The following is a 15,777-nucleotide window of genomic DNA, read 5'->3' as shown; positions in this document are numbered from 1 at the left end:
ATGACCCTGCTGACCCATGAAGAATACAAGGCCATCGCCGCGGACCTGACCTTTCCGACCCAGGCCTTCATTGACGGCCATTTCTGCCCGGCGAAATCCGGCAAGACCTTTGACAGCGTGAACCCCGCCACCGGCGCGGCGCTGGCGCAGATCGCCGCCTGCGGTGCCGAGGACGTGGATTTCGCCGTCGCCAGGGCGCGCGACGCCTTCGAGGACGGTCGCTGGTCGCGCCTGCATCCGCGCGACCGCAAGGAGGTGCTGATCCGGCTGGCCAAGCTGATCCGCCGCAATGCCCGCGAACTGGCGGTGATGGAAAGCCTGGACAGCGGCAAGACCATCTATGATTGCGAAACCGTCGATGTGCCCGAAACCATCCACTGCCTGACCTGGCATGCAGAACTGATCGACAAGATCTATGATCAGGTCTCGCCCCCCTCCGACAATCACATCGCCATGATCGTCCGCGAACCCGTGGGCGTGGTGGGCCTTGTGCTGCCCTGGAACTTTCCGCTGCTGATGCTGGCCTGGAAGATCGGGCCGGCGCTGGCGGCGGGCTGTTCGGTGATCGTGAAGCCGGCGATGGAGACCTCGCTCACCACGCTGCGGCTGGCGGAACTGGCGATGGAGGCGGGCATTCCGCCGGGCGTGTTCAACGTGCTGCCCGGCGGCGGCGAGACCGGCGAGGCCATCGGGCGCCACATGGATATCGACGCGGTGTCCTTTACCGGCTCCACCGCGACGGGGCGGCGCTTCCTCATCTATGCGGGGGAATCGAACCTCAAGGAAGTCACGCTGGAAATGGGCGGCAAGAACCCCGCCGTGGTGCTGGACGATGCCGAAAACCTGGATCGCGTGGCGGCGCATATCGTCAATGGCGCCTTCTGGAACATGGGTGAGAACTGCTCTGCCGCGTCGCGGCTGATCGTGCAGAAGGGCGTCAAGGACGCATTGCTGGCCCGCATCCGCGCCCATGCCCGCGAATGGCCGATGGGCGACCCGCTCGATCCGGTCAACCGGGTGGGGGCGCTGGTCAGCAGCGCGCATTTTGAAAAGGTCGCGTCTTACCTGGGCCAGAACGGCAAGGCTGGCGGGCCGAAGGTTCTGTTGGGCGGCAAGGCCGAGGCCGGCTTTGTGGAGCCGACCATCCTGGAGGTCGCCCGCGATGCCCGCCAGGCACGCGAAGAAATCTTTGGCCCCGTCCTGTCCGTCCTGACGGTCGATAGCTTTGACGAGGCCATCGCGCTGGCCAATGACACCGAATACGGCCTCGCCGCTTCGATCTTCACCGCCAATGTCAAACGCGCGATCCGCGGCGCGCGGGCGATCCGCGCCGGCACGGTGACGGTGAACAGCTTTGGCGAGGGCGACAATACCACGCCCTTTGGCGGGTTCCGGCAATCGGGCTTTGGCGGGCGCGACAACGGCATCCATGCCCATGACCAGTATACCCAGCTCAAGACGATCTGGGTCGATCTGGCGGATGACGGCGACGAGGCGGTGCAATGACCGATCACACCGCGCGGCGGATCCCGGTGCATCGGGGCCCCGCCGCATGGTCCGCCATCCTGCCGGGCCAGCCCGGCCCGGTGGTGCTGGACACCGACCTTGTCGTCGATTTCGCCATCGTGGGGGCGGGCTTTGCCGGGCTTTCGGCGGCGCGACGGCTGCGGCAATTGCACCCCTCCGCCCGCATCGCGGTGCTGGAGGCCAGCCGCATCGCCGAAGGCGCCTCGGGCCGCAATTCGGGCTTCATGATCGACCTGCCGCATGAGCTGACGTCAGAGGATTATTCCGGCGGCGGCGATGACCGCGCGCTGATCGCGCTGAACCGCAGCGCCATCGGCTTTGCCGAGGGCGTGGTGGCGGATTACGGCATCGACCGCAATTTCTTTGACCCCGCCGGCAAGGTGAACGGCGCCGCCTCGGAACAGGCCGACCGGCTGAACCGATCCTATGCCGACCATCTGGCGACGATGGGCGAGGGCAGCACCTATCTGGATGCGCAGGCCATGCGCGAACTGACCGGCAGCGCGCATTATGTCTCGGGGCTGTACACGCCGGGCACGGTGATGCTGCAACCCGCCGGCTATATCCGCGGCTTTGCAGAAGGGCTGCGGCGCGACGGCGTCGGGGTATTTGAAGCCTCGCCGGTGCAGGCGATGGTGCGGCAGGGTCAGGGCTGGGCGCTGCGCACGCCCGGGGGCCAGGTCAGCGCGGGCAAGGTGATCATGGCCAATAACGGCCAGCTGGAAAGTTTTGGCTTTGCCCGCAACCGTCTGATGCACATCTTCCTTTACGCCTCGATGAGCGTCGATCTGGGCGCCGAGGGGATCCGCGCCCTGAGCGGGCAGCCCCGTTGGGGGGTGACCCCGTCAGACCCGATGGGCACCACCATGCGCCGCATCGACCCGGGTCAGGGCGGCCATCGCATCATCACCCGCACCTGCGCCAGTTTCGAACCGGGGATGGAGGCCCCCGAAACGATGATCCGCCGCAGCGCCGGCGTGCATCGCGAAAAGTTCGATGACCGCTTTCCGCAGCTGCGCGGCCTGGCGATGGAATTCACCTGGGCGGGCCATCTGTGCCTGAGCCAGAACGGCGTCTCGATGATGCGCGAACTGGAACAGGATCTTTACGCCGCCTGCATCTGCAACGGGCTGGGCACCACCCGCAGCACCCTGACCGGCATCGCGGCCGCCGATCTGGCCTGCGGCATCGAGAGCGACGCGACACGGCATTTCACCGCCGAGGCGCCGCCGCGCAAATTGCCGCCGCGACCGTTCTCGACCATCGGGGCCAATGCCTATCTGCGCTACAAGGAATGGCGCGCGGCGGCGGAATAGGCCGCGCGCGCGTCACGGCAGCGACAGCCGGGCCATGCGCCCGCCATCCACCGTCCAGACCTGTCCGGTGACAAAGCCCGCCTCGTCACTGGCCAGCCAGGCCACCAGCGCCGCCACCTCATCCGGGCGGCCGGTGCGGCCGACGGGGTGGATGCGGCCGATATTGGCGCGAAAGGCCGCCGGGTCGGGCATGGCGGCGACAAAGGCCTCGTTCAGATCGGTGTCGATCCAGCCCGGCGCCACGGCGTTGCAGCGCAATTCGGTCGAATGATCCACCGCCACGGCCCGGGTCAGCCCGTGCAGCCCGGCCTTGCTGGCGCAATAGGCGGCGTGGCGCGGATTGGCGCCCAGACCCTCGATCGAGCCGATATTGACGATGGCGCCCCGCACGGCGCGCAGATGCGGCAGGGCGGCCTTGATGAACAGAAAAGGCGCGGTCAGGTTCACGCGGAGGGTGCGTTCCCAATCGGCCAGCGCCATGTCGCCGACCGCCGCCTCCTGCATCATGCCGGCATTGTTGACCAGCACATCCAGCCGCCCGGCCCGCGCAACCAGCACCGCCACCACCCTTTCGGGGCTGGCGGGATCGGTGAAATCGGCCTCGATCCCCTCGAATGCCGGGTCCGGCCCGCGCTGCGCGGTAAAGACCCGCGCGCCCTCCTCGGCCAGCCGTCGCGCAATGGCCTGGCCGATACCCGACCGCCCGCCGGTCACCAGCGCGACCTTTCCTGCAAAGCGGCTCATTTGACCGGCTTTCCGCCATTCACCTCGATCACCGCGCCGCAGATATAGCGCGCGGCGTCCGAGGCAAGGAACAGGATCACATCGGCGATATCCTCGGGTTCCGCGATGCGGCCCAGCGGCACTGTCTTGCCCAGCTCGGCCACCGCCGTATCCGGGTCAAAGCCCCGCCGCGCAAACCCGCTGCGCAGCATCGGCGTGTTCACCTCATTCGGGGCGACAGCATTGATGCGGATGCCCTTTTCGGCGTGATCCATCCCCATGCACTGCGTGAGCGAGGCAATGGCCGCCTTGGTCATGCAATAGACCGCATGGCCCGGCCCGGGCCGCAGCCCCCAGCACGAGGCGACATTGACGATGGCAGACCCCGGCCGCAGCAGCGGGATCGCCGCGCGGCAGATGCGGAACGGCGCCTCGACATTGACACCCAGCGACAGAAGCCAATCGGCGTCGCTGGTCTCGGTCACCTTGCCGCGCGTGATGACGCCCGCGTTGTTCACCACGATATCCAGCCCGCCAAGCGCCGCTTGCGCCGCCGCCGGCAGGCCATCGGCATAGGCCGGGTCCAGCAGGTCACCCGGCAGATGCGCCTCGGCCACGATGCCCGACACGTCACGGTCCGCCACCGCGACCCGGGCGCCCTGCCCGCGCAGCGCCGCGACCACCGCCGCGCCGATCCCGCCGGCGGCGCCGGTCACCAGCGCGCATTTTCCTTGCAGATCCATGATCCCCCCTCAGGCAAAAGAAGCAATCGGTGCGCCGAAAAGCCCGTCATCGGGCACCACGCCCAGGCCCGGCCCCTGCGGCAGCGCGATATGCCCGCCCTCGATCCGCACGCCGTTGCGGCTATCGTAATGGCCGTCGATATAGGGCTGGGCGAGCCAGGCGCCCTCCATCAGCCTGGGCGCCACCGTGGCACCGATATGGGCGCAGGCCGCCGCGATGATGTCGCCGCCCCAGCTGTCATCACAGGTATGCGGCAGGTTGCGCACGGCGCAAAGGTCGCGGAACACCCGCATCGGCTGCAATCCCCCGATGCGGGTGACCTTCATCCCGAACCCGTCCACCAGCCCGGTGCCGACGGCACTGACCACCGTATTCAGGCTGGTGCTGTTTTCATCCATGTAAAGGCCATGGCGGATCTGCGGGCGGATCTTCTGCAAATCCTCGACCGTGTTGCAGGGCTGTTCCAGGACGAAGGGGATGTCGGGGCATTCGCGGCTGAGCGTCAGCGCATCGCGCGTGGTCAGGCTGCGATTGCCATCCACCGCCAGACGGGTGCCGGTGCCGCGCAGCCGTTCCCACACCTTGCGCACGGTGGCGATGTCGATCTCTACCGGCCGGCCGCCGACCTTGATCTGAAGCCGGGGATAGCCCTCGGCGGCCTTGTCCGCCGCGATCCGGGCGGTTTCATCCGGGTCGCCCACGATGGTCGAGTAATAGGAGGGCACACGATCCGTCAGCGCCCCGCCCAGCAGCGTTGCCACCGAAACCCCCAAGGCCCGGCCCAGCAGATCATGCGCGGCAATGTCGATGGCGGCCTTGGCATAGTTGTGCCCGTTCAGCAGCGCCTCCATCCGCTGATGCAGCGGGATCGGCGCGACCTCGCAACCGATCAAGCCCTGCCCCATCGCGCGCAAGGCGGCCTGCGCGCCACCGACATGCATCTCGGCATAGGTGGAACCCACGGGGCAGGTCTCGCCCCAGCCGACATGGCCGGTGTCGGAAACCAGTTTCACCAGCGTCGTCGGCAGGGTCCAGACCTCGGTCATGGCCATGCGATAGGGACCGTCCTTGACCGGAAGGTCGTGCGAATAGATGTGGATCTCGGTGATCTTCATGATGCCCTGTTCATCTGCTGGCGGATCGCGGTGCAGAAGGGCCGCCCGATGCGGGGCGGCCCCTGGCGGGGGTCAGTATTCGGTGTTCAGTTCGTCCACCGCCGGGATCTCGCGCTCGCGGCGGGCGATATAGTCGCGCAGCGCCTCGTCCGTGCCGGGATCCAGCTTTGGCTCTTCGTAATCGGCCAGCAATTGCCGCGCCCGATCCAGCGCGCGCTGCGTGATTTCCACCGATCCTTCGGCCTGCCATTGCTCGATCGAGTTGTTGTCAAAGAGCCTGGGCATGAAGAAGGCGCGCTCGAAATTCTCAAGCGTGTGCGGATGGCCAAGGTAATGCCCGCCCGGCCCCACATCGCGCACGGCCTGCATCGCGGTATCGAAATCATCCCAGCGAACACCCTCGGCCATGCGATAGCCCATGGCGCACATCTCGGCATCGACGACGAATTTGGCGGTCGAACAATGCATCCCCGCCTCGTTCCAGCCGGCCGAATGCCAGATGTAATTCGCCCCGGCATGCAGCACCGCATTCATCGTCATCGCGCTTTCATAGCCCGCCTGCGCGTCAAAGGTCTTGGCCCCGCCCAACAGGTTCGAGGTGCGCCACGGCACGCCATAGAACCGCGCCATCTGCCCGATCATGAAATTCATCAGGCTGATTTCCGGCGTCCCGGCCATCGGCGCGCCGGATTTCATGCTGACGGTCGAAAGGTAATGGCCATAGATCGCCGGCGCCCCCTTGCGGATCACCTGCGTATAGGCCAGCGCCGACAGCGCCTCGGCATTGAGCTGCGCGACGGCGGGCGCGACCGAGGCCGGCGTATTCGCGCCGCCCAGCACGAAGGGCGAACACAGCACCGGCTGCCGCCGCCTGACGAAGGCGCGCATGGCGGAAAGCATGGTTTCATCCCAGACCAACGGCGAATTGCCATTGCAATTGCCCGTGGTGACCGGGGTTTCCTCCATCACGTCGCGGCCAAACAGGATCTCGCACATCGCCATGACATCCTCGGCGTTCCGGCCGCTGGTCGTCATGCCCATGAAGGTCTTGTCGGAATGTTTCATCGACGAATAGGTGATGTGCAGGTGGCGGTGGCTCACCTTCAGATCCATCGGTTCCACGATGTGATGCGCGGTCGAATGCAGCGCCGGCGACATATGCGACAACTTGTGAAACATGTTCAGGTCGGCAATCGTCGGCCAGCGCCGCACGTCGTCGAGATCGCGCAGGAAGGGCGCGCCGGTCATCGGCACAAAGATCGAATGCTTGCCGCCAAAGGGCAGGCTGCGATCCGGGTTGCGGGCGCGGTAGGTCCAGCCAGAGGGTATGGTTGCGATCAGTTCGCGCACCAGCCCGCGATCCAGATAGACGCGGTCGCCCTCGACCTTTGCGCCCGCGCGGCGCCAATCGGCCAGCGCGATCTCGTCGCGAAAGACCACGCCCACGTCTTCGAGGATCGCCATCGAGGCCGCGTCGATCTGTTCGACCCGGGCAGGGTCTATCACCTCGCATTCGGGGATGCCCCGGCGCAGGGCCGGCAACATGTCGAAATCGGGCGCGGCCCGCATCGCGCGGCGGGCGCCGCGGCCACCGGCACGGCCGGTCCTGTTGACGACTTCGTTCATCGCGTGGCTCCTTGCGATACGGATGACGCCATCAGGCGCCGAACCGCGAATCGCCACAGTCATGGCTGCGAAGCGGACGGATGATTTTGCGACATGCGGCGGGGGCTCCGACCCCGCCTTTCGCGGTCAATACCACATGTCGGGCACGGCACCCTTGCGACGGGCCATGAAGTCGCGCAGCGCCTCGTCGATGCCGGCATCCAGCGGCGGAGCCTCGTATTCCGCCAGCGTCTTTTTCCAGCGCGTATTGGCACGCCGGGCGCTGTCGATGCCGCCCTGCTCATCCCAGGTTTCCCAGGGCTGGTTGTCATCCAGCGCGGAATCCCAATAGGCGGTTTCGTAATGGCGCAGGGTGTGCTGGGTGCTGAACAGATGCTGCCCCGGCCCCAGCTCATTGAGCGCGTCAAAGGCCAGCGCATCGTCATCCACGGCCATACCATCCAGATAGGCATGCAGCGCGCCGCACATGTCGGTATCCATCACATGCTTTTCGTAGGACATCGACAAGAGCCCGTCGAGAAAGCCTGCCGAATGCAGCACATAATTCGCCCCGCCCTGCACCGCCGACATCATCGACATCATGCTTTGCTGCATCGCCTGCCCGTCCGGCAGTTTCGAGGTGCTGAAATTCCCGGCACAGCGCAAGGGCATGTTCAGCCGCCGCGCCAGTTGCCCCATGACCAGCGACCCGATGGCTGGTTCCGGCGTGCCAAAGGTCGGCGATCCGGTCCGCAGGCTCATGGAGGAGAAAAAGCTCGCCAGCACCGTCGGTGCGCCGGGCCGCACCAGCTGTGCCAGCGCGCAGGACGACATGCTTTCCGCCAGGCCCTGCGCCACCATCCCGGCAATGGTCAGCGGCGCCACTGCGCCGCCCAGCAGGAAGGGAAGGTGGATGGAGCCCTGATTGGCCGCCGCATAAGTGCGGATCCCCGCCGCCGTGACGCCATCCAGCACCAGCGGCGAAGTGGTGTTGAAATTGCCCATCACCACGCAGTTCTGATCGACGAAATCCGCGCCGAACAGGATGCGCGACATCTCCACGCTGTCGGCGGCGCGTTCGGGCGCGGTGATCGAACCCAGATAGCCACGGTCGGAATAGCGGATATGGGCATAGACCATGTCCAGATGCCGCTTGTTCACCGGCACGTCGGTCGGTTCGCAGACCGTGCCTCCGCTGTGGTGCAGCCAGGGCGAAGCCTGGCTCAGCTTCACGAAATTCTCGAAATCCTCGATCGTGCCGTAGCGGCGGCCGCGATCCAGATCCATGACAAAGGGGCTGCCATAAGACGGCGCGAAGACCACGTTGCGCCCTCCGATCTGCACATTGTTCGCCGGATTGCGGGCGTGCTGGGTGAATTCGGCCGGCGCGGTTTTCAGGATCTCGCGCACCATGCCCGGCTCGAACCGGATCCGCCAGATCCCCTCGGACTGGTCGGTGACCTGCGCGCCGGCGCGCTTGTAAAGCTGCATCGCCTCGGCGTCGTCGCGCAGTTCGATGCCGATTTCCGCCAGAATCCGCTCGGCGGTCCGTTCGATCCGCACCAGGCTTTCTTCCGACAGGATGTCATAGGTCGGGATGCCACGCACGATATAGGGCCGATGCACCGCCGCACCGCGCGACCGCTCCTCGCGCCGCTGGGTGCGACCGCCGCGCGCGCGTTTCGCTTCCCGGCCCAGCTCGTTCCCGTCCGCCATGATCGTTCCTCCAGAATCTGCCGCGAGATTAGGCTTGCGCCCGCCACCTGTAACGCTGGAAAATCTTCATTGAACTGATAAGGTGATCTTATGGAAACGCTGCGCCATCTCCTCCCCTCGCTCGGCAGTCTCGTGGTGTTCGAGGCTGCGGGACGGCTGGCCAGTTTCTCTGCCGCCGGGCGCGAGTTGGGCATGAGCCAGGCCGCCGTCTCCTACGCCATCGCGCGGCTGGAAAACCAGTTGGGGACGGCGCTGTTCCTGCGCGAATACCGGCGCGTCCGGCTGTCCGAGGCGGGGCAGCGCTTTCATGCCGATGTGACGATCGGCCTGTCGCATATCCAGCGTTCGGCGCAGGGCCTGCGCGCGGCCGCGACCGGAAGCCATGTGACGCTGGCCTGTTCCACCGCCTTTGCCGCCTATTGGATGGTGCCCCGGATGGAGCGGTTCCGCGCCGCCCTGCCCGAGGTCGATCTGCGGATCCAGACCTCGGACCGTGATCTCGATCTGGTGGGCGAGGGCATTCCGCTGGGCGTGCGCGGCGGCTACCCTTCGGATTGGCCGCAATATCAGGCCGCCGTGCTGGCGCCCGAAGTGATCTATCCTGTCGCCTCGGCCGCGCATCCGCGCCTGTCCGCGGGCCCGGTCCAGCCGCACGATCTGCTGACCCATCCGCTGATCCATCTGGAGGAACCGTTCCGGTCGGCGACCACCTGGAAGGACTGGTTCGCCGCCCAGGGCATCGCCGCCTCGGCGGTGCCGCGCGGGCTCAGGATCAACGATTATGTGCTGGTCGTGCAGGCGGTGATCGAAGGGCAAGGCGTGGCGCTTGGCTGGCACCATCTGATCGAGGGGTTGGTCGCCAAGGGCGTTCTGGCGCGTATGACCGACCAGTCGCTTGCCACCGGCAAGGATTTCCATGTGATCTGGCCGCGCGACATGGTGCTGTCGCGCCACGCGGCGCAGGTGCGCGACTGGCTGCTGGATCAACGCAGCCCACATCCCTGACGGCTCCTAGCCGTCGGCGCGGAAACACAGCCGCGTCTCGGGGTTGGCCTCGGCCAGAAAGGCCAAAAGATCCGCGCGCGTCAGCGCGGCACAGCCGGCGGTCGGGCCATAGCCGGGGCTGGCCACATGCAGAAAGATCGCGCTGCCGGCCCCCGGCACCACCGGCGCATCGTTCTGCCCCAGCACCACGACAATGTCGTAAAGATCATCGCTGCGCCACATCTCCTCATGGCTGGCGGCAAAGGGGCGTCGGACCGGGCGATTGTAGTCCGGATGATCCGGCGCGTCGCACCAGCCGTCATCGGGCGCGATGGCAAAGGTCGGAAACACCGAAACCGGCGCCGCGATCTTGTCGGCGCGATACAGCACCCGGTGGATCGGCCAGCAGCCCTGCGGGCTGATCCCGTCGCCCTCGGCCCGCTTTGGCCCGATGCCCGACCGCCCGACAGCGGCCTGCCAGACATGGCTGCCGAACCGGGCCTGCCAGCCGCCGCCCTGTGTCTCGTCCCGAGGGGTCACGATCAGATCCAATCCGTTCTCCTGTCCAGTCATCCTTCGGAAAATGGCAGGCCAGCGCGCGAAAGTCATCCTGTTGCGGCGCGGCCTCCTCTGCCCGGCGTTTTGGCGCGCGAAGAGGCAGCGGGGGGTGACGACGGCAGGTTCATCGCGCAGCGCATGTCGCCCTGGATCGCCGCCTTGTGCCGGTCGGGGTTGGAAACCGGCCGGCTTGCAGCGGAAATGCCGCGCCCTTAGGCTCGGGCCGGGCGGGCGCCCTGCCGCCGCGCCGACAGAAACGAAGGACGCCAGAGCATGTCAGAGCCCCGGCCCGAAACCGCCCCCGAAATCGCGCCCCTGACCGACCCCCGGCTGCGCCCCGGCGTCGAACTGATCGCCGCCGGGCGTGGGCTGGCCCGCGACTGGCAACTGGGCCCCTGCCCCTTTCTGACCACCCACGCCGTCGGATCGGAGGCGGAATACAAGCGTCAGGTCACCGCCAGCGGCCGCATCATGCAGCACGCCCATATCGGGTTTCGCAATGTGGACCGCACGATCTGGGCCATCGGCGAGGTGCATCGGAACTGCCGCGCCGCCGGCGTGACGGTCGATCGCTTCGGCATCACGCTCGATTGGTCGATGGGCTATCCGCGCGCCCTGCGCGCCCGGGCGACGCGCGGCACCGGCATCGTGCTGGACGGGCCCGAGGATTTCGTCCGCATCACCCATGCCGCGCCGGCGGCAGCGCATTTCGGCGATTTCATGCTGGGCCTGCCCGGCGCCGTCGAAAACACCTGCGCCGCGCTGGCCGCCGGGGTTTCGACCTTTGGCAATCTGGGCCAGTATTTCACCTTTCGCCTGCCCTATTGGGACGACGACGTCGCCACGACCGAGGCGACGGTCACCGCCATCGCGCTTCTCGCCGCGCAAAAGGCCGAGATTCTGGTCCATTCCAACCTGGATGACGGTTTTGCCGGGCTGTTTCTGGACATGTCCTGCGCGCTTGGCATGGTGCTGATCGAAAAGCATATCGTGGAGCGGCTGATCGGCGCCCGCCTCGCCCATTGCTATGGCCACCATTTCAGCGACCCGCTGTCGCGCAGCGCCTTTCACGCCGCGCTGGCGCGGGTCAGCGATACGCCCGGCTCGATGATCTTTGGCAATACCGTCGCCTATCAATCCTCGCCCGCCGGCAATTACGCCAGCCTCGCCAGCTATCTGCTGACCGACATCGTGGCGCTTGGCCGCTGGCCGCTGGGGCACGCGATCAACCCTGTGCCGGTGACCGAGAACCAGCGCATCCCCGATGTCGAGGAAATCATCGACGCCCAGATCTTTGCGCATCGACTGGCCGAACATGCGCCCTTTTACGACGCGGTTTTCGACTGGCCCCGGGTCGAGGCGATGGCCGACCGGCTGGTCGCGGGCGGGCAGCATTTCGCGGCGGCAGCTCTGGCCGGGCTTGCCGATCGCGGCGTGCCGATCGACGATCCGGCCGCGCTTCTGCTGGCGATCCGGCGCATGGGCCCCCGGCGGATGGAGGCGCTGTTCGGCCCCGGCGCCGAAGGGCCACGCGGACGCCTGCCGCTGATCCATGCCGAATGGGCGCGCGAACTGAACCACAAGGCCGAAAGCTGGCTCGCCACCCAGACCGCGCTGCCGCGCCCCCTGCGGGTCTGCCTCGGCACGACTGATGTGCACGAGCATGGCAAATACCTGGTCGAACAGGCGCTGGACGGGCTGGGCGCCGCGATCGTGGATGCCGGCGTCGCGGTGGATGCCGAGGTGCTGATCGACCGCGCCATCGCAGGCGGGGCAGAGGCGGTGGCGATCAGCACCTATAACGGTGTCGCGCTCAGCTATGCCAAGGCCGTGCTGGCCGCGATGGCCGCGCGGGGGGTGGCGCTCCCCCTGCTGATCGGCGGGCGCCTGAACGAGGTGCCGGCGGATTCGAATTCCGGCCTGCCGGTCGATGTCACGCCTGACCTGCGGCAACTCGGCTGTCACCCCTGCGCCGGGCTCGACGACATGCGCGCGGCACTCGTCATGCTGGTGCCGGGCGGCTGACCGCCCGGACCGTCACCCGACCCGAGGCAGGCCGCCAGCCGCTGAAAGCTCTGATCCACGCCCGCCTCGGCGCTTTCCGACAGGAAAAGGTCAAGCTCCGGCCAGACCTTGATCGCCCGGTCGATCACCGGGTCGGATCCAGGCGCGTAAAGCCCGGCCTGCACCATCAACTCGGCCCGTTCATAGGCGCCCAGCAACCGCCGCGCCTCGGCGATCAGGGCATTTTCCTGCGCAGTCGCCGCGTCGGGCAGCGACCGTGACACCGAACGCAGCAGATCCACCGCCGGAAACCGCCCGCGTTCGGCGATGCGACGATCCAGCACCACATGCCCGTCCAGCACGCCGCGCAGGATATCGGCCACCGGCTCCTCCATGTCGGACCCCGCGACCAGCACCGAAAAGACCGCCGTGATGTCGCCGGCCCCCTCGGGCCCGGGGCCGGCGCGTTCGGCCAGCGACATGATCAGATGTGCGGTCGAGGGCGGAAAACCACGCATGTTCCCCTCTTCGCCCGCGGTCAGGGCGATCTCGCGATGCGCCTCGGCAAAGCGGGTGATCGAATCGGCGAGGAACAGCACATGCAGCCCCTGATCGCGGAAATGTTCGGCCACCGCCATCGCCGTCCAGGCGCAGCTGCGCCGCGCCAGCGCCGACTGGTCAGAGGTCGCGGTGACGATGACCGACCGCTCCATCCCTTGCGGACCCAGCACGCGGTCGGTGAATTCACGCAATTCGCGCCCGCGTTCACCGATCAGCGCCATCACCACCACATCGGCCTCGATCCCCCGCGCAAACCGCGCCAGAAGCGAGGATTTCCCGACACCAGAGCCGGCAAAAAGCCCGATCCGCTGCCCCGCGACCAGCGGCAAGAGCGTGTCGAAGGCCGCCATCCCGGTGGCAAGCCGCCTGCCCAGCGGCCGCCGCTGCGCCGCGGGCGGGGCCGGTGCGCGCACCGCACGTTCCACCGCACCGCGAAACAGCGGCCGCCCGTCCAGCGGCCGGCCATAGGGATCGACCACCCGGCCGATCCAGCTGTCATCCGGGGCAATCACCGCGCGGCCCGCCACCTCCACGATATCGGCGATGGTGGTGCCTTCGGGCGTGCTTTCCGGCAGGATGCAGACCCCATCCCGCGCGACCCGGACCACCTCACCCGCAAGCGCCCCCCGCGCGCTGCGAATCGTCACGCGGTCGCCCAGCCCGACATGGCCCGACAAGCCCTGCGCGACGATGGTGCCGCGGCCGATTTCGGCCACGCGGCCGATGCGCGTTGTCACCCGCGTCGTGCCGATTTCCGCGATGAGACCATCGAAAAGTCCGGCCATGGGTTTCTCCCTTTGTTCCCTGCTTACCGTTTCTAAAGGAATCACCCTTAAGCCTTGATGAAGGTGATCGAGGGAGAAGCCCCGATGTTTGAAAAACTTGAAATCGTGCGAATGGCGCAGTCACTGGCCGTTCATGCCGGCGCGCGCCAGGCCCAGATCGCGCGCAACATCGCGAATGCCGACACGCCCGGCTTCAAGGCGCAGGATCTGGCACCCTTTGCCGAATCCTACGGGGCGGCACCCTCGGCGATGCGGGCCACAAGGCCCGGGCACTTCGCGGCCGATGGCAGCACCCCGCTGGCGGAAGAGCGGCTGCTGGCCACCGCCAGTTCGCCCGACGGCAACAGCGTCTCGCTGGAGCAGGAGATGGTCCGCGCGGTCGAGGTGCGTCAGCAGCACGAGATGGCGCTGGCGATCTATCGCAACAGCTCCAGCATCCTGCGCAGCAGCCTGGGGCGGAGGTAAGCCATGGCCGATCTCTCCACCTCGCTGGCCACCGCCGCCTCGGGCATGCAGGCCCAGGCCAGCCGCCTGCGCCATGTGTCGGAAAACATCGCCAATGCCGACACGCCCGGCTACCACCGCAAGACCATCTCCTTCGCCGAGATGGCCGAGACGGGCGGCGTCGAAACCTCTCCGGTGCATCTGGATCGCTCCGTGCTCGCGCGGATCTACGACCCCGGTCACCCGTTGGCCGATGAAACCGGCCATTACGACGGTTCGAATGTCGATCTCGTGATCGAGGTCGCCGACGCGCGCGAAGCGCAGCGAAGCTATGAAGCCAACCTCCGGATGTTCGATCAGGCGCGGCAGATGACGCAGAGCCTGTTCGAGCTTCTGCGCAAATAAGGAGATCCAGAATGGATTTGCGCACGAACGTCGCCAGCCAGACCTATGCCTCGGCCAGAACGGCCGCGGCGCCCCAGCCCGGAACGGGCGAGCAGAAGCCCGATGCCTTCACCGCCGCCGCCGAAGAATTCGTCGGCGTGCTGGGGGCCGGCGAGGCGACGGCGCGGTCGGCCATGATGGGCGGCGCCGACCCGCATGCGCTGGTGCAGGCGCTTGCTGCCAGCGAGATGGCGGTCGAAACCGTGGTGACCGTCCGCGACAAGGTGGTGGAGGCCTACCAGGAAATCCTCAGGATGCCGGTATGAGCGCGGAGCAGATCTATGACATGCTGCGCGCCGCATTATGGCTGGCGGTGCGCATCTCCGCGCCCCTCTTGATGGTGGCACTGGTGGCAGGGGTCGTCATCGGCCTGTTCCAGGCCCTGACCTCGGTGCAGGAAATGACGCTGACCTTCGTGCCCAAGGTCGCGGCGATGCTCGCGGTCTTCTGGGTGAGCATGAGCTTCATGACGAGCTCCCTGGTGGAGTTCTTTCAACAGCGGATCATCCCGCTGATCGCAGGAGGCTGAGATGGACGCAAGCGGCCACACCACCCTGACCCGCCAGTCAGGCCTGCTGCGCGAGATGCAGGCGATCGCCAACAACATCGCCAACAGCTCCACCACCGGCTTCCGGCGCGAAGGCGTGATCTTTTCGGAATATGTGCGCCGGCTAGACGGTGCGCCCTCGCTCTCCATGGCGCATGCCTCGGCCCGCAACGTCGATCTGAGCCAGGCCGAGATATCAGAGACCGGCGGCAGTTTCGATTTCGCGATCGAGGGCGACGGCTTCTTTCTGATCGAGACGCCGAATGGCAACCGGCTGACCCGGGCGGGCAGCTTTTCGCCCTCGGCCGAGGGAGAGCTGGTCAATCCCGACGGATATCGCCTGCTGGACCAGGGCGGCGCGCCGGTCTTTGTGCCCCCCGATGCGGGGCCGGTCGCCCTTGCCGCCGATGGCACGCTCTCGGCCGCCGGCCGCCCCCTGGCGCAGCTTGGCCTCTGGGGCCCGCAGGATCCGACCGACCTCATCCATGAAGGCGGCACGCTGTTTCGCACCGCCCGGGGGGAAATCCCGGTCGAGACCGGGCGCTTTCTGCAAGGTCAGCTTGAGGGCAGCAACGTCAATGCCCTGTCCGAGATCTCGCGCATGATCGACGTGCAGCGCGCCTATGAACTGGGCCAGTCCTTCCTCGACCGCGAGGACGACCGCCTGAAAACCGTCATCCAGACCCTCGGCAAATGAGATGATG

General features: G+C 67.1%; 16 protein-coding genes. 9 read left to right on the top strand and 7 right to left on the bottom strand.

All coding sequences use genetic code 11. From position 1 onward, the window contains the following. Both FOA17_RS12335 and FOA17_RS12330 read left to right on the top strand, forming a co-directional pair. On the top strand, window positions 1–1,506 hold the full coding sequence (locus FOA17_RS12335; RefSeq protein ID WP_149141793.1) for an aldehyde dehydrogenase: 1,506 nt from the start codon (window positions 1–3) through the stop codon (window positions 1,504–1,506). Next, window positions 1,503–2,843 (top strand): NAD(P)/FAD-dependent oxidoreductase, encoded by a 1,341-nt coding sequence (locus tag FOA17_RS12330; RefSeq protein WP_149141792.1) that lies wholly within the window; start codon window positions 1,503–1,505, stop codon window positions 2,841–2,843. Before FOA17_RS12335 ends, FOA17_RS12330 begins: the two co-directional genes overlap by 4 nt. 12 nt (window positions 2,844–2,855) lie before the next feature. Here the strand turns inward: FOA17_RS12330 and FOA17_RS12325 are convergent, their stop codons facing one another. From FOA17_RS12325 to FOA17_RS12305, 5 genes are all read right to left on the bottom strand, one after another. Next, window positions 2,856–3,587: an SDR family NAD(P)-dependent oxidoreductase gene (locus tag FOA17_RS12325; RefSeq protein WP_149141791.1), complete on the bottom strand. Its 732-nt coding sequence runs from the start codon at window positions 3,585–3,587 to the stop codon at window positions 2,856–2,858. Further along, window positions 3,584–4,309: an SDR family NAD(P)-dependent oxidoreductase gene (locus FOA17_RS12320; RefSeq protein WP_162528249.1), complete on the bottom strand. Its 726-nt coding sequence runs from the start codon at window positions 4,307–4,309 to the stop codon at window positions 3,584–3,586. Before FOA17_RS12320 ends, FOA17_RS12325 begins: the two co-directional genes overlap by 4 nt. 9 nt (window positions 4,310–4,318) lie before the next feature. Further along, complete coding sequence (locus tag FOA17_RS12315; RefSeq protein ID WP_149141789.1) at window positions 4,319–5,425, bottom strand: mandelate racemase/muconate lactonizing enzyme family protein; 1,107 nt, start codon at window positions 5,423–5,425, stop codon at window positions 4,319–4,321. 72 nt (window positions 5,426–5,497) lie between these two features. Beyond that, a complete protein-coding gene (locus tag FOA17_RS12310; RefSeq protein ID WP_149141788.1) occupies window positions 5,498–7,051 on the bottom strand; it encodes a trimethylamine methyltransferase family protein in 1,554 nt (517 codons plus the stop codon). Window positions 7,052–7,177: 126 nt separating this feature from the next. After that, window positions 7,178–8,746 (bottom strand): trimethylamine methyltransferase family protein, encoded by a 1,569-nt coding sequence (locus tag FOA17_RS12305; RefSeq protein ID WP_149141787.1) that lies wholly within the window; start codon window positions 8,744–8,746, stop codon window positions 7,178–7,180. Window positions 8,747–8,836: 90 nt separating this feature from the next. Here FOA17_RS12305 and FOA17_RS12300 point away from each other — a divergent pair, with 90 nt between their 5' ends. Beyond that, complete coding sequence (locus FOA17_RS12300) at window positions 8,837–9,751, top strand: LysR substrate-binding domain-containing protein (RefSeq protein WP_149141786.1); 915 nt, start codon at window positions 8,837–8,839, stop codon at window positions 9,749–9,751. Window positions 9,752–9,757: 6 nt separating this feature from the next. On the opposite strand, the gene FOA17_RS12295 is transcribed toward FOA17_RS12300, so the two are convergent. Then, a complete protein-coding gene (locus FOA17_RS12295) occupies window positions 9,758–10,282 on the bottom strand; it encodes a L,D-transpeptidase family protein (RefSeq protein WP_149141785.1) in 525 nt (174 codons plus the stop codon). 279 nt (window positions 10,283–10,561) lie between these two features. Between FOA17_RS12295 and FOA17_RS12290 the strand changes: the two genes are divergently transcribed. Continuing rightward, window positions 10,562–12,313, top strand: a complete 1,752-nt coding sequence (locus tag FOA17_RS12290) for a hypothetical protein (RefSeq protein ID WP_149141784.1) — start codon at window positions 10,562–10,564, stop codon at window positions 12,311–12,313. Here FOA17_RS12290 and FOA17_RS12285 read toward each other — a convergent pair. Then, window positions 12,250–13,638, bottom strand: a complete 1,389-nt coding sequence (locus tag FOA17_RS12285) for a FliI/YscN family ATPase (protein ID WP_149141783.1) — start codon at window positions 13,636–13,638, stop codon at window positions 12,250–12,252. The genes FOA17_RS12290 and FOA17_RS12285 overlap by 64 nt on opposite strands. Before the next feature lie 84 nt (window positions 13,639–13,722). Between FOA17_RS12285 and FOA17_RS12280 the strand changes: the two genes are divergently transcribed. The 5 genes from FOA17_RS12280 to FOA17_RS12260 are packed head-to-tail and all read left to right on the top strand — an operon-like array spanning window position 13,723 to window position 15,770. Beyond that, complete coding sequence (locus FOA17_RS12280; RefSeq protein ID WP_149141782.1) at window positions 13,723–14,103, top strand: FlgB family protein; 381 nt, start codon at window positions 13,723–13,725, stop codon at window positions 14,101–14,103. 3 nt (window positions 14,104–14,106) lie between these two features. Next, window positions 14,107–14,487 (top strand): flagellar basal body rod protein FlgC, encoded by a 381-nt coding sequence (flgC, locus tag FOA17_RS12275; RefSeq protein ID WP_149141781.1) that lies wholly within the window; start codon window positions 14,107–14,109, stop codon window positions 14,485–14,487. A gap of 11 nt (window positions 14,488–14,498) precedes the next feature. Then, entirely contained in the window at window positions 14,499–14,792 is a 294-nt protein-coding gene (gene fliE, locus FOA17_RS12270) for a flagellar hook-basal body complex protein FliE (protein ID WP_149141780.1), read from the top strand. Beyond that, window positions 14,789–15,055: a flagellar biosynthetic protein FliQ gene (locus FOA17_RS12265; RefSeq protein ID WP_149141779.1), complete on the top strand. Its 267-nt coding sequence runs from the start codon at window positions 14,789–14,791 to the stop codon at window positions 15,053–15,055. The genes fliE and FOA17_RS12265 overlap by 4 nt, the downstream gene beginning before the upstream one ends. Before the next feature lies 1 nt (window position 15,056). Beyond that, entirely contained in the window at window positions 15,057–15,770 is a 714-nt protein-coding gene (locus tag FOA17_RS12260; RefSeq protein ID WP_149141778.1) for a flagellar hook-basal body complex protein, read from the top strand. The last annotated feature ends 7 nt before the right edge of the window (window positions 15,771–15,777 follow it).

Origin of the sequence: Gemmobacter caeruleus (genome assembly GCF_008271655.1) — a bacterium.
GTDB lineage: Bacteria > Pseudomonadota > Alphaproteobacteria > Rhodobacterales > Rhodobacteraceae > Gemmobacter > Gemmobacter caeruleus.
The sequence above is the reverse complement of the archived record's forward strand: the minus strand, read 5'-3'. Positions and strand labels throughout refer to the sequence as shown.

What these genes read in the sequence shown, in the direction of transcription:
- FOA17_RS12330 (WP_149141792.1), top strand. Translation starts at nt 1,503, where the DNA reads ATGACCGATCACACCGCGCGGCGGATCCCGGTGCATCGGGGCCCCGCC.
- flgC (WP_149141781.1), top strand. Translation starts at nt 14,107, where the DNA reads ATGGCCGATCTCTCCACCTCGCTGGCCACCGCCGCCTCGGGCATGCAG.
- FOA17_RS12325 (WP_149141791.1), bottom strand. Translation starts at nt 3,587, where the DNA reads ATGAGCCGCTTTGCAGGAAAGGTCGCGCTGGTGACCGGCGGGCGGTCG.
- FOA17_RS12300 (WP_149141786.1), top strand. Translation starts at nt 8,837, where the DNA reads ATGGAAACGCTGCGCCATCTCCTCCCCTCGCTCGGCAGTCTCGTGGTG.
- FOA17_RS12335 (WP_149141793.1), top strand. Translation starts at nt 1, where the DNA reads ATGACCCTGCTGACCCATGAAGAATACAAGGCCATCGCCGCGGACCTG.
- FOA17_RS12280 (WP_149141782.1), top strand. Translation starts at nt 13,723, where the DNA reads ATGTTTGAAAAACTTGAAATCGTGCGAATGGCGCAGTCACTGGCCGTT.
- FOA17_RS12290 (WP_149141784.1), top strand. Translation starts at nt 10,562, where the DNA reads ATGTCAGAGCCCCGGCCCGAAACCGCCCCCGAAATCGCGCCCCTGACC.
- FOA17_RS12305 (WP_149141787.1), bottom strand. Translation starts at nt 8,746, where the DNA reads ATGGCGGACGGGAACGAGCTGGGCCGGGAAGCGAAACGCGCGCGCGGC.
- fliE (WP_149141780.1), top strand. Translation starts at nt 14,499, where the DNA reads ATGGATTTGCGCACGAACGTCGCCAGCCAGACCTATGCCTCGGCCAGA.
- FOA17_RS12310 (WP_149141788.1), bottom strand. Translation starts at nt 7,051, where the DNA reads ATGAACGAAGTCGTCAACAGGACCGGCCGTGCCGGTGGCCGCGGCGCC.
- FOA17_RS12260 (WP_149141778.1), top strand. Translation starts at nt 15,057, where the DNA reads ATGGACGCAAGCGGCCACACCACCCTGACCCGCCAGTCAGGCCTGCTG.
- FOA17_RS12320 (WP_162528249.1), bottom strand. Translation starts at nt 4,309, where the DNA reads ATGGATCTGCAAGGAAAATGCGCGCTGGTGACCGGCGCCGCCGGCGGG.
- FOA17_RS12265 (WP_149141779.1), top strand. Translation starts at nt 14,789, where the DNA reads ATGAGCGCGGAGCAGATCTATGACATGCTGCGCGCCGCATTATGGCTG.
- FOA17_RS12285 (WP_149141783.1), bottom strand. Translation starts at nt 13,638, where the DNA reads ATGGCCGGACTTTTCGATGGTCTCATCGCGGAAATCGGCACGACGCGG.
- FOA17_RS12315 (WP_149141789.1), bottom strand. Translation starts at nt 5,425, where the DNA reads ATGAAGATCACCGAGATCCACATCTATTCGCACGACCTTCCGGTCAAG.